The sequence below is a fragment of the Streptomyces sp. NPDC088794 genome (genome assembly GCF_044750545.1).
Taxonomy (GTDB): domain Bacteria; phylum Actinomycetota; class Actinomycetes; order Streptomycetales; family Streptomycetaceae; genus Streptomyces.
Genome location: NZ_JBIVKB010000005.1, coordinates 424,473 through 436,358 on the forward strand (window position 1 = coordinate 424,473; position 11,886 = coordinate 436,358).

Consider the following 11,886-nt stretch of genomic DNA (forward strand, 5'->3'; position numbering starts at 1 on the left):
GCGAGGCGGCATCCAGACCTGTCAACCCAAGGCGCGTGCCGACACGGTGCGCGCCTTCGTCATGCCCGATCCGCGCCAGCCGTCAGGCGGGCGCATGTCCCGACATGGGAGCAGCCGTATGTCCACGCCCACCCCGGATCCCGCTGGCGGCACGCCGGCCGTTCCGACCCCCGCCGAGGCCGTTGCCGCCGGACAGATTCCGGCCCAGACCCCGGCGCCTCCCGCGTCACCGGCGCCCCCTGTGCAACCCACTGGCAACGGGAGCCCGGCGGAGCCGACTGACTGGGAGGCCGAAGCCGTCAAGTGGAAGGCCCTGTCCCGCCAGCACGAGAACAAGCACTTGGCCGCGCTGGGCTTCAAGTCCAAGGACGAGATCGCGCAGCTACGGGAGGCGGCCCAGAAGCAGGCCGACCTCGAAGAAGCGCAGAAGACCGAACTCCAGAAGGCCACTGAGCAGGCGAAGACCTACGAGCAGCAGATCGCCGACATGCGGTCGACAAACGCTCGCCTCCTGGCGGCAGCGACACACAACATCCCCCCCGACCTGATCGACCTCCTCGGGTCCGGCACGGACGAGGAGATCAACACCCGGGCCGGAATGCTCGCCGAACGACTCAAGGCGGCAGTGCCGCCTGCACCTCCGGCATCTCAGCGGCCGGTGGAGTCGCTGACGCCTGGCGCAGCCCCGCCCAGCGCCGCGCCTGCGGATGCCGATGCGTGGATCCGCAAGATGGCCGGCCGGTAACCCCAACCCCTTCGCAGCACCGGAATCACCCATGTCCACGGGGCCGGGGTCGCTGCACTTCCGAAAGGAGACCCCGTGGCCACGTACAACTCTCTCATCAGCCGGGACGCCAGCAACGACCCGCTCGTCCCGACGCCGGTGTCGGCGCAGATCATCGAGGAGATGCCGGCGGCGTCGGCGATCCTGCAGCGCGCCGCGCAGGTGCCGATGTCGACGAAGACGCAGCGGCAGCCGGTTCTCGACGTCATGCCGATCGCCTACTTCGTGGGCGGTGACACCGGCCTGAAGCAGACGTCGGCGCAGGACTGGAAGAACGTCGACCTCATCGTCGAGGAGATCGCGGCGATCATCCCGATCCCCGAGGCGTACCTCGACGACGCCCAGATGCCGATCTGGGACCAGGTGCGCCCCCGGCTGGTGGAGGCCATCGGCGCGAAGCTCGACGGTGCGGCCCTGTTCGGCCTCGACAAGCCGTCGACGTGGCCGACAGCGGTCTACCAGTCCGCTGTCGCCGCCGGTAACGCCGTCATTGCGGGAACGGGCGACGACTTCGGTGTCGACGTGGCGTCCGCCGCGGAAAAGGTCGCCCTCGACGGGTTCGCCGTCAACGGCTTCGTGTCCCGGCCCGGCCTCACGTGGAAGCTGAACGGGATCCGGTCCGACCAGGGCCTTCCGATCTATCAGCCGAACATGCAGGGCACGCCGGGCGGCACCCTGTACGGGTACGGCATGTCGGAACTCACCAACGGCGCCTGGGACATGTCCGAGGCGGAGCTGCTGATGGGCGACTGGCGCAAGGCGATCGTCGGCCTCCGCCAGGACATCAGCTTCAAGCTGTTCACCGAGGGTGTCATCTCCGACGACGACGGCAAGGTCATCCTCAACCTGATGCAGCAAGACTCCGTCGCGATGCGCGTCGTCATGCGCGTCGCGTTCGCCACGGCCAACCCGGCGACCCGCCTCAACACCAACTCGGCGACCCGGTCGCCGTTCGGTGTCGTGCAGTCGACGACCGCCGCGTCCTGACCGTCTACGGCCGGCAGCTCACTGCAGTTGCCGGCCGTCGGCAGATCGGAGTTCCTGTTGCGGGTTCTGGCGATGCTGCACGCCTACCCTCCAGCCCACAACGCGGGTGCCGAATGGGCCGCGCACAGCCTGCTGCGTGAGCTTGTCACCCGCGGCCACGACGTGGATGTTCTCCTGTCGGATCCGCGGTCCGCGGATGTCGCATACGAGATCGATGGTGTCGCCGTACACCCTCACCGGGGCAAGGCTGATCCGTCCCGATGGATGCGTGGTGACGGCCGGGCGCAGGCGATCGTGACACATCTGGAGAACACACCCAGGGCGTCGGTATTGGGTGAAATCAACCGGATCCCGGTCGTTCACCTCCTGCACAACACCTTCGAGAAGTCGAAGTCGTGGCTGGTGAAGGGCTCCCCATCGCTGGTCGTCTACAACACGGTGTGGATGAAGGCAGACGCCGAGGCGTGGTGGCGCGTTCATCGCGGCGACCGGCCGATGCCGTGGGGTGTCACTGTGCATCCACCGGTTGCCGTCGAGGACTACCAGGCCACACCCGGCGACCGCATCACCCTGATCAACTTGACGGAGGAAAAGGGCGCGAAGGTCTTCTACGCCCTGGCGGAGCGGATGCCGCGCCGCAAGTTCCTCGGAGTGATCGGCGGCTACGGACATCAGATTGTGCGCGAGAACCTGCCGAACGTCGAGATCGTGCCGCACACGCCCGGCGACCGCATGGCCAAGGACGTGTACGCGCGCACGCGGGTTCTTCTGACCCCCTCCTCCTACGAGTCCTACGGCCGCGTGGCCGTCGAGGCGATGTGCTCCGGCATCCCGGTCGTCGCCCATCCGACCCCTGGCCTCATGGAATCCCTGGGTGAGGCGGGCATTTTCGCCGACCGCAACGACGTGGACGCCTGGGAAGCAGCAGTCAAGAGGCTGTTCTCCCCGAAGGTCTTCCCGCAGGCATCAAAGGCTGCCAAGGCCCGCGCCGCGGGCCTCGATCCGGCCGCCGAACTCGACCTGTGGGTCACGGCAATGGAGGGGGTAGCGAAGCGTGGAGCCACTCGCTAGCTTGACGAACCTCTCAGACCGCCTCGGCCGCCCCCTGACCTCCGGCGAGGAGACACGCGGCCAGGCGCTCCTCGCGGATGCCTCAGCGAAGGTCCGCTCGTACACGAAGCAGTCCTTCACCCGCACCGACAACGAGAGCGTCGTAGTGCGGGCACAGCAGGGCGAGATCCGGCTCCCGCAGCGGCCGGTCCTCAGCGTGGCCTCCGTGGTCGCTATCGGTGCAGGCGGAGCCCCGGACCTTCCGGTGGTGGGTTGGTTCTGGGACGGGCTCGACATCATCCGAGTCAGTGCGGACAGCCCGAGCATCAACCTCCCGGAACGCTGGTACGACGAAGACGTCGACGCCTACCCGGGCACCTACCGGGTCGTCTACAGCCACGGCGCCGTACAGGTTCCCGACGACATCATCGGCATCGTCGCCCGCATGGCACTGCGCACCCTGACAGCCCCGACTATGGCCGGTGGCGTGACCGGGGAGACGATCGGCCCCTACGCCTACCGCACCGACGGATCAGGCATCGGCACCGCAGTCGTCATGACCGACGACGACCGCCGCGAACTCGCCGACGCCGGCTACCGGCCGAAGGCCGGCATGTCGATGGTGAGGTACCGGTGACGCGCCCGCGGCGGATCGTCGCCCGCGTCCACGCCATGCCTCCCGAGCACAACGCCGGCGCCGAACACATGCTGGTCGGCATGCTGCGCCCTCTGGTGGAGCGTGGCCATGACGTGCAGGTGTGGCTGTCTCAGCACGGTGCAGCTCACAAGGTCTACGACTACCGGGGCATCCAGGTGATTCCGCTGGAGGCGCGGCTCACCTTCTCTGCCGCGGTCCGCAACGCGGATGTTGCCCTGTCTCACCTGGAGGGTGTTCCCTCCACGTCTTCACTCGCCCGCGGTTTCGGGAAGCCGATGGTGGTGGTCTGCCACAACACGTACCGTCCGTCGTTTCGCGACATGGCCGCGGGCGGCACGGCGTTGGCGGTCTACAACAGCCGGTGGATGCAGGCCGAGGCGGACCTGTTCTTTGCCGAGTATCCGAAGTCGGTTCACCCCGGCAAGTCGATGATCGTCCGGCCGCCCGTGTTCGCTTCCGACTATGCGACGAAGCCCGGCAGCGCTGTGACGCTTGTCAACTGCAGCCGGGAGAAGGGCGGCGAGCTGCTCGAAGCCCTCGCCCGCCGCATGCCGGAGCAGCAGTTCCTGGCTGTGCGCGGCGCCTACGGGGAGCAGATGCTGCCGGACTTGCCGAATGTCGAGATCGTCGAGCACGTCGATGGCTGCGACATGCGGCAGAGTGTGTACGCGCGCACGAAGGTGCTGCTCATGCCGTCCGCCTACGAATCGTGGGGACGCGTCGGAATTGAGGCGTTCGCCTCCGGGATTCCCGTCCTCGCGCACCCGACGCCCGGACTGTGCGAGTCCCTCGGGGAAGCCGGGATCTTCGCCGACCGCAACGACATTGACGGTTGGGAGGCTCTCCTGGGGCGGCTCCTGAAGGAGCCCGCCGAGTACCGTCTGGCCGCCAAGCGGGCGAGAGCCCGCAGTGCCGAACTCGATCCGACGCCGGATCTCGACGCCTGGTGCGACATGGTGGAGGAGGTTGCCAGTGCACGCTCTGCCGCAGGGTGACACCGTCACCATCCTGCGGCCCGGCCCGGCCACGCAGGACGACTACGGCAATGACGTCCCTGGCGCTCCGACGGAGATCCCCGTCGCTGGGTGCGGAGTTGCCCCACGTGACAGCACAGGCTCGGCGTCGAACGAGCTCACCGACGCCCGCGACACGGTCATCTCCGGGCTCACCCTGTACGCCCCCTACGGTACGGACATTCGCGCCACCGACAGAGTGCGTGTGGGCGGCCAGCTGTATGAGGTCGAGGGCCTCCCGGGAAGCTTTCGGTCGCCGTTCACGGGCTCAACAGGCCCTGTGGTCGCCTCTCTTGAACTGGTGACTGGCTAGCCGCGGGCCTGCTCGACGGCGGCAACTAGCTTCTCAGCGGCGTCGTTGCTCTTGCGCGGGATGGACAGGCTGTTGGGGTCCTCGTAGGACGGCCGGCCGCCGAAGGCGACGCCTGTCCGCTCTCCGCTGGCGGTGCTGCCTGGGAACACGAACTGCACGTAGCCGTGGAACAGCCTGGTGGCCGGCTTGTATCGGGTTCCGGTGAGGTCTGCGGCACGGATGCGCGCCGGTGCCGGTTTGGGTCCGGCGGGCGTCTTCGTGATGGTGATCCATTCCCCGTCGAAGGTGATCGTGCCAAGCACGCCCTTCACGTCCATGCCTGCCCCCTGATGCGTTGCTGGAGGTGGCTATGGCAGCACGGTTCACGATGAAACGTAAGGGCGTCGGCGAGATGCTCCGCACGCCGAGCATGCAGGCCGAGATGCTGCGCCGCGCCGAAAAGATCAAGACGATCGCCCAAACCACCTCCCCCGTGGACGCGAACAGTCCGCATCTCGTCCACTACAAGGAATCGTGGGAGACGGACAGTACGAGCCGCGGTGGTCGGCGGCGAGACCGTGCCGTCGCCTATGTCCGCAACCCCGCCTACTACGCACGATGGGTGGAGTACGGCACCGAGAAGGTCCCCGCCCATCATGTGCTGCTGCGGGCAGCGCAGAGTGGTGGAGGGAACTGATGTGGCCCGACATCGAGATCGAGCTCGTCGCATTGCTCGCAACCGCCTTGGGTGTGCGCCACTGCACCGACCTGCCGGCCAACCTCGTCAGCGAACTGCCGCTCAACCAGGTTCAGCGGGTGGGCGGCGACGATGACGGCTTTCGCCTCGACCGCGCCTTGATCAGCCTGGACAGCTACGGCGCCACCCGCGAGGAAGCCTCGGTACTAGCCCGCCAGGCACGCCACGAACTGGTCGTAAACCTGCGCGGCGTGAAGACGGCGACCGCCGTGATCGGACGCGTCGCGACATTGAGCGCCCCCGCATGGCGGCCCTACGAGAACCCGAACCTCCGGCGCATGGGCGCCACCTACGAGATCTACTTCCACCCGGTCGCCTGACCGGTTCTGGGCCCGCGCCGGACCCTTTCCCTGCCCGTGCGCGGGCTTCTCGCATGTCTGGAGACATCATGGTCAACATCACCCGCGCCGCGGATCTCGCAGTGGTCGGAGCAAACGGCGGGGTCTGGGTAGCGGCGGTCGGTAGTACGGCGCCGACGTCCCCGCTGGATCAGCCTGTTTCGCCGTGGGAGCCGCTTGGCGCCCTGTCGGACGACGGCCTCACCTACGGCTTCGACGAGGACAGCCAGGAGTTCACGCCCTGGGGTCTGACTTCGCCGTTCCGCACGCAGATCACCAAGTCGGTGCGCACTTTCGGGTTCACGGTGTGGGAGACCAGCCGTGTCGTCGTGGAAAGCCTGCAGTACCGGCTGGACGCGGCGGACCTCGTGCCGGACGGCGAGGGGCTGACCCGGTACGCGGAGACCGCTTCGCCGAGCCCGGACCGCCGCGCCTTCTGGTTCCTCGTCATCGACGGGGACGCCTACAAGGGCTTCTACGTCCCGCAGGGCGAGATCAACGACCGCAGCGATGTCACCTACAAGCAGGACGAGATGTCCGGCTACGAGTGGACGATCACCACCTACCCCGACGAGGCGGGCAACACGGTGTACCACGTCGACAAGGTGCCGGCGACGCCCGTTTACAGCGGGTCGTGAGACGGGTGGGCGGGCCGCTCGTCGGCGCGGGCCCGGCCCGCCCACCTTTGAACTCGCCGCCCGCGCCGATCAGTTAAGGAGGCCCGCGCCGTGGCCACTACGCGCACATCCACCAGCGGCAGCCGGAAGCCGGCTGCTCCCCGCGCTACACCCCGTCCCTCCACCTCCCGCTCTTCCGCTCGCCAGACGGGCGTCGAAGAGTCGGAGGTGACCCCTGCCGAGGCGCAGGAAGTCGAGGCGGAGGGCCAGTACATCACCGTCGAGCTGTGCGAGGAGGATGTGCAGATCATCCCGCCGACGGCGTGGCGCACGTCCTGGCAGCGCCTGCTGAACAACGGGCAGATCGACGCGTTCGCCGAGAAGATCTTCCACCCGGACGACTACGAGCTGTTCATGGAGCTCGACCCGACGATGGAGGAGTGGGTCGACTTCACCGATCGGGCGTCCCGGCTGGCCGGTGAGAGCCTGGGAAACTCGCGTGGACCCGCTCCGTCGTCGAGGCGCACGCGGAGGCGGTAGAAGCCGACCTGGCCCACTACTACCCGGGCACGGATCTGCTGGATGTGCACCGGGGCCGGATGTCGTGGCGCAAGGTGCGGGTCCTGATCCAGCATCTGCCGCCCGAGTCCGCAACGTGGACCGCGCTGCGCAATGGCCTGGCGGACGAGGATCTGGCCGAGCAGGCGGAGAAGGGCGAGCCGGAGAAGGCCCGCTGGTCACAAGGGGAGCAGCTTATCGCCCAGGTCGCCGACCGGGTCGCCGAGTTGACCTACGTGTTCTCGCTGGCCAACTCCGGTAAGGGCAGGAAGCCGAAGCGTCCTGAGCCGATCCGGCGCCCGGGCGTCAAGCCTGTGAAGCCCAAGCAGAAGCTCACTGAGGCGCAGGCGAATCACCTGTGGTCGATGTTGACGAGTAGCGCCGCGTAGTGGCGCCGGGGGGAGGCCCTCGGTGCCCGCTATCTCCGTCGGTTCAGTCGAAGTCGATGTTCTGCCAAATGCGCGCGGCATCGAGGGCCGGCTGCGGGCGGCGTTGGTGCCGCCCGCGTCGCAGATCGGCGACGAGGTCGGGCGGATCATTGGCCGGCAGATCGCGGCGCAGATGGCGCCGGCGATCCGGGATGGCATCAACAACGGCGCCCGGATGGCGCGTCCGGCCGCGGTCCGGCAGGGCGATGAGACCGCGGGCGCGTTCTCGCGATCGCTGAAGGCGCGGTTGGAGGCGGCGTTCCGGTCGCTGCCGAAGGCCGACGTCACACTGTCGACGACCGGCTTCGACGCGGATATGGCCCGACTGCGGGCCCGCTTGGAGACCCTGTCGAACAAGCGCATCGGTATCGACATCGATGCGGCGACCGCCTTGGCGGAGATCACAGATGTTGAGGCGCGCCTGAAGCGCCTTGGTGCCGAGCACCCGAACGTACAGGTACGCGCTGACACGGCTGCGGCTCTCGCACAGCTGGCTGCCCTGCGCGCCGAGGTGGACGCCGTCGACGGCAAGCGTGTCGACCTGGACACGAGCCTGGCGTCGATCGCGTTGGGCAACCTTGCTGCTGCGGCCGTGGCATTCGGTCCTGCGATCATCCCGGCGCTGCCGGTGGTGGCTGCCGGGCTGGGGGCGATCGCCGCCGCCGCGACGGCGGCAGGCGTGGGTCTTGGCTCGGTGGCGCTCGTGGCGATTCCCGCGTTCAAGGGGATCGGTTCCGCGTTGCAGGCACAGAAGGCCGCGCAGGATGCGGCAACGAACTCGACTTACAGCGGCGGGCAGGCCAATTCGCAGGGCGCGTCGAAGGCTCTGCAGATGGCCGGGGCACAGCAGGCGTTGGCGACGGCGGAGCGCAACGGTGCCCGGCAGATCGCTCAGGCTCAGCAGCAGGTCAAGCAGGCGAAGCAGGCCGCGGCGGACGCGGTGTCTCAGGCGGCACAGCAGAACGAGCAGGCCGCCCGGCGGGTGCTGGACGCGGAGAAGTCTCTCGCGGACGCGCAGAAGTCGGCACGGCAGGCCCAACTGGATTTGACGGCCGCCCGCAAGGAAGCCGCACAGGAGCTGGAAGACCTCAATAACCAGCTCACCGACTCGGTTCTCTCGCAGCGGGACGCGGAGATCGCCCTCAAAGAGGCGGCGGCCCAGAAGAACGCCGTCCTCGCCGATCCGAAGGCGTCGGCCCTCGACCGCCAGAAGGCGATCCTCCAGTACGACCAGGCGAACCAGCGGCTCAAGGAGCAGACGGAGCAGACCAAGCGGCTGAAGTCGGAGACGACTGCGGCGAACAAGGCCGGGGTCAAGGGCACCGACACCTACAAGAGCGCCCAGGACCGGCTGGCCCAGGCCCAGTCGAAGGTCGCCGACCAGCAGCAGGCCGTCAAGGACGCCCAGGCGGATGCGGCCCGCACCCAGTTGCAGACTGCCCGGCAGGTCGCGGACGCGCAGCAGCGGGTGTCGGAGGCGACCGCGAATGTGGCGGTGGCCCAGCAGAACGCCGCCGACTCGGTTGCTAGTGCTCAGCGGCAGATTGCCTCCGCGTCGCAGTCGGCGGCCGGGGGTGTCGATCAGGCTGCCATCGCACAGGCCAAGTACCAGGCAGAGCTGGCGAAGCTGACGCCCGCCGCGCGGGCCACGATGAACGCCTACCTGGATTTGCGGGGCGCGTTCTCGGCCTGGTCGAAGTCACTCCAGCCCGCGGTGATGCCCATCTTCACGCGGGCGCTGGTGTCGCTGCGGAACACTCTGCCGACGTTGACGCCGTTCGTGCTGGGTGCGGCGCGTGCGATCAAGGTGCTGCAGGATCGGGCCTCGGCGTCGGTGAAGCGGCCGTTTTGGCAGGGCTTCAAGAAGGATCTGCAGACCAGCATGATCCCCGCGGTCGTCGGCCTCGGCGTCGCCTTCGGGAACGTCCTGAAGGGCATGGCAGGCATCATCGACGCCTTCCTGCCGCACATGGACGGGATCAGCTCCCGCCTGCAGCGCATCACGGGCCGGTTCGCGAACTGGGGCGCCAACTTGAAGGGGAGCCCCGCGTTCGAGCAGTTCCTTCAGTTCGCGGCAGACAAGGGGCCGATCCTCGCGGAGACCTTGGGGAAGGTCGCGTCGGCATTCTTCAAGGTCGGCCAGGCCCTGTCTCCGCTCTCGGGGCCGCTGCTGCAGATCGTCGGATGGTTCGCGAACTTCATCGCCGTGGTCGCCGACAAGGCCCCGTGGTACATCCTGCTGATCTACGGGATCATCGTCGCGATCAAGCTGTGGACGATCGCCCAGGCCGCCCTCAACTTCGTGATGAGCGCCAACCCGCTGGTCCTGATCGGCCTTGCAATCCTGGCTGTGATGGCGATCGTCATCTACGCCTACAACCGCTTCGGCTGGTTCCGTGCGGGCGTCCAGGCCGCCTGGGACGGCATCAAGACGGGCGCCCTGTTCCTGTGGAACGTGGTCCTGAAGCCCGCCTTCAGTGGGATCGTGCTGGCCCTGCAGACAGTGGGCCACTGGGCAATGTGGCTCTGGAACACGGCCATCAAGCCCGCCTTCGACGGGATCGCGCTGGCGGCGAAAATCTTGCTGACGGCGATCGTGGTCCTGGCGATCCTGCCGATCATCGCCGTCATCAAGATTCTGGGCGCGATCGGCGGCTGGCTGTGGATGCATGCGCTGAAGCCTGCATTCGCCGCGATCGGCGCCGCGGCCATGTGGCTGTGGACGAAAGCGTTCCGGCCGGCGTTCCAGTGGATCGGCGACAAGGCCACCTGGCTTTACAGGAACGCGATCAAGCCAGCGTTCGATCTGGTCGTGGCGAGCGTGAAGGCGGCTTGGCAGACCTATCTGCGGCCTGTCTTCAAGGCGATCTGGGGTGGCCTGCAGACTGTCGGTGGCTGGGCGAAGTGGCTGTACGACAAGGCCATCAAGCCTGCCTGGAACGGTGTCGTGTCGGCGACCAAGACGGCCTACAACGTTGGCATCAAGCCGATCTTCGACCGCTGGTCGAAGATCGTGAAGGGTCTTGGTGGCCTGTTCCACGATGCGGTCGGCGCAATCAAGACCCAGTGGGACCGGCTGCAGTCCGTCACGAAGAAGCCCGTCCAGTTCGTCGTCGACACCGTATACAACAACGGCATCCGCGGCGTCTGGAACAAGGTTGCCAGCGCGTTCGGGGCGCCGAAGCTGCCCAAGTACAGCTTCGCGTCCGGTGGCATCATGCCTGGCTACACGCCGGGCCGGGACGTCCACAAGTTCATGTCCCCGACCGGTGGTGCACTGGAACTGTCCGGCGGCGAGTCCATCTTCCGTCCGGAATTCACGCGGGCGGTCGGCTCCGGCTTCGTCGGCGCCATGAACTCGATCGCCAAGTCCCGCGGCGCGCAAGGCGTGAAGGCCGCGCTCGCGCCACTCCTCGGCGGCAGCGCCCCGGTGTCCACCGACCGCTCCTCGCGGTATGCGGGTGGCGGCGTGGTGCAGCGGTTCGCGGACGGCGGCATCTTCGGCTGGATCGGCAAGGCGGCCTCCTCGGTCGCGGGCGCCGGTTCGGACGTGTGGAACGCCGTGAAGAAGGGCGCGAGCTGGCTGTCCGACACCTTGGAAGCCTCGGCGCGGGCGGGCGTGAAGAGCGTCGTCAACCCACTGCTGAAGAACTTCCCGGGCATGGACACCGGGTTCGGCAAGATGATCCGCAACATCCCCAACAAGATCCTCGACGCCCTGTTCGGCTACAGCAAGAAAGCCGACAAGAAGGGCGCCGGCGGCATCGGCGGCCCGCGCATCCAGGCCGGGCTGAAGTGGGCGAAAACCCAGAACGGCAAGCCCTACCAGTGGGGCGGCAACGGGAATCCCAGCTGGGACTGCTCCGGGTTCATGTCGGCGATCGAGTCCGTCATCCGCGGCCAGAAGCCGCACAGGCGCTGGGCGACCGGCGCGTTCTCGGGTAAGACGGCTCCGCCCGGCTGGGTGTATCACGGCGACTCCGCATTCAAGATCGGCATCACGAATGCGGGCGTCGGACACACTGCCGGAACGCTCGGCAAAACCCACGTCGAATCCCGGGGCGGTGCTGGCGTCCTCGTCGGCTCCCGCGCCCGCGGCTACAACGACAAGCTGTTCGGCTCCTGGTACGGGTTCAAGCCGGGCAGCTACGACTCCGGCGGCTACCTGCAGCCCGGCATGAACCTCGCATTCAACGGCACCGGCAGGCCCGAGCCCGTGTTCACCACGGCCCAGGCCAACGCGCTGTCGTCGCTGGCGGCTCGTGGCGGAGATGGGGCTCAGCAGCCGGTTGTTGTCGAACTGCACGCCAAGGAAGGCGAGCTCGGCCAGTTCATCGACGTCCGAGTCCTCGACCATCAACAGCACCTGGTTCAGGTGCTCGAAGCGAGTTGAGGGGAGGTTCC

Annotated in this window: 12 protein-coding genes; 11 read left to right on the forward strand and 1 reads right to left on the reverse strand. The window is 67.7% G+C overall.

Annotated features, from left to right (window positions below; genetic code table 11):
- Window positions 1-118: 118 nt before the first annotated feature.
- From ACIP6U_RS17450 to ACIP6U_RS17470, 5 genes are all read left to right on the forward strand, one after another.
- The gene (locus ACIP6U_RS17450; protein ID WP_401718020.1) at window positions 119-745 is read left to right on the forward strand and encodes a hypothetical protein; all 627 of its coding nucleotides are present in this window, start codon (window positions 119-121) and stop codon (window positions 743-745) included.
- 75 nt (window positions 746-820) lie between these two features.
- Window positions 821-1,771 (forward strand): phage major capsid protein, encoded by a 951-nt coding sequence (locus ACIP6U_RS17455; RefSeq protein WP_401718023.1) that lies wholly within the window; start codon window positions 821-823, stop codon window positions 1,769-1,771.
- 72 nt (window positions 1,772-1,843) lie between these two features.
- The gene (locus tag ACIP6U_RS17460) at window positions 1,844-2,842 is read left to right on the forward strand and encodes a glycosyltransferase family 4 protein (RefSeq protein ID WP_401718026.1); all 999 of its coding nucleotides are present in this window, start codon (window positions 1,844-1,846) and stop codon (window positions 2,840-2,842) included.
- A 1-nt stretch (window position 2,843) separates the two neighbouring features.
- Window positions 2,844-3,458: a hypothetical protein gene (locus tag ACIP6U_RS17465; protein WP_401718029.1), complete on the forward strand. Its 615-nt coding sequence runs from the start codon at window positions 2,844-2,846 to the stop codon at window positions 3,456-3,458.
- A complete protein-coding gene (locus tag ACIP6U_RS17470; protein ID WP_401718032.1) occupies window positions 3,455-4,474 on the forward strand; it encodes a glycosyltransferase family 4 protein in 1,020 nt (339 codons plus the stop codon). The genes ACIP6U_RS17465 and ACIP6U_RS17470 overlap by 4 nt, the downstream gene beginning before the upstream one ends.
- A 327-nt stretch (window positions 4,475-4,801) precedes the next feature.
- Here the strand turns inward: ACIP6U_RS17470 and ACIP6U_RS17475 are convergent, their stop codons facing one another.
- Window positions 4,802-5,122 carry a DUF4429 domain-containing protein gene (locus tag ACIP6U_RS17475; RefSeq protein ID WP_401718035.1) on the reverse strand — a complete coding sequence of 107 codons (321 nt, stop codon included), beginning with the start codon at window positions 5,120-5,122 and terminating at the stop codon, window positions 4,802-4,804.
- A gap of 32 nt (window positions 5,123-5,154) precedes the next feature.
- Here ACIP6U_RS17475 and ACIP6U_RS17480 point away from each other — a divergent pair, with 32 nt between their 5' ends.
- The 6 genes from ACIP6U_RS17480 (at window position 5,155) to ACIP6U_RS17505 (ending at window position 11,875) form a co-directional block, all read left to right on the forward strand.
- Window positions 5,155-5,481, forward strand: coding sequence for an HK97 gp10 family phage protein (locus tag ACIP6U_RS17480; protein ID WP_401718038.1), 327 nt, complete (start codon window positions 5,155-5,157; stop codon window positions 5,479-5,481).
- Entirely contained in the window at window positions 5,481-5,861 is a 381-nt protein-coding gene (locus ACIP6U_RS17485; RefSeq protein ID WP_401718041.1) for a hypothetical protein, read from the forward strand. The genes ACIP6U_RS17480 and ACIP6U_RS17485 overlap by 1 nt, the downstream gene beginning before the upstream one ends.
- A 53-nt stretch (window positions 5,862-5,914) precedes the next feature.
- Window positions 5,915-6,517: a phage tail protein gene (locus ACIP6U_RS17490; RefSeq protein ID WP_401718044.1), complete on the forward strand. Its 603-nt coding sequence runs from the start codon at window positions 5,915-5,917 to the stop codon at window positions 6,515-6,517.
- A 207-nt stretch (window positions 6,518-6,724) separates the two neighbouring features.
- Window positions 6,725-7,036 (forward strand): hypothetical protein, encoded by a 312-nt coding sequence (locus ACIP6U_RS17495; protein WP_401718047.1) that lies wholly within the window; start codon window positions 6,725-6,727, stop codon window positions 7,034-7,036.
- Window positions 7,037-7,095: 59 nt separating this feature from the next.
- Window positions 7,096-7,443, forward strand: a complete 348-nt coding sequence (locus ACIP6U_RS17500; protein ID WP_401718050.1) for a hypothetical protein — start codon at window positions 7,096-7,098, stop codon at window positions 7,441-7,443.
- A gap of 22 nt (window positions 7,444-7,465) precedes the next feature.
- The gene (locus ACIP6U_RS17505; protein ID WP_401718053.1) at window positions 7,466-11,875 is read left to right on the forward strand and encodes a hypothetical protein; all 4,410 of its coding nucleotides are present in this window, start codon (window positions 7,466-7,468) and stop codon (window positions 11,873-11,875) included.
- Window positions 11,876-11,886: the final 11 nt, after the last annotated feature.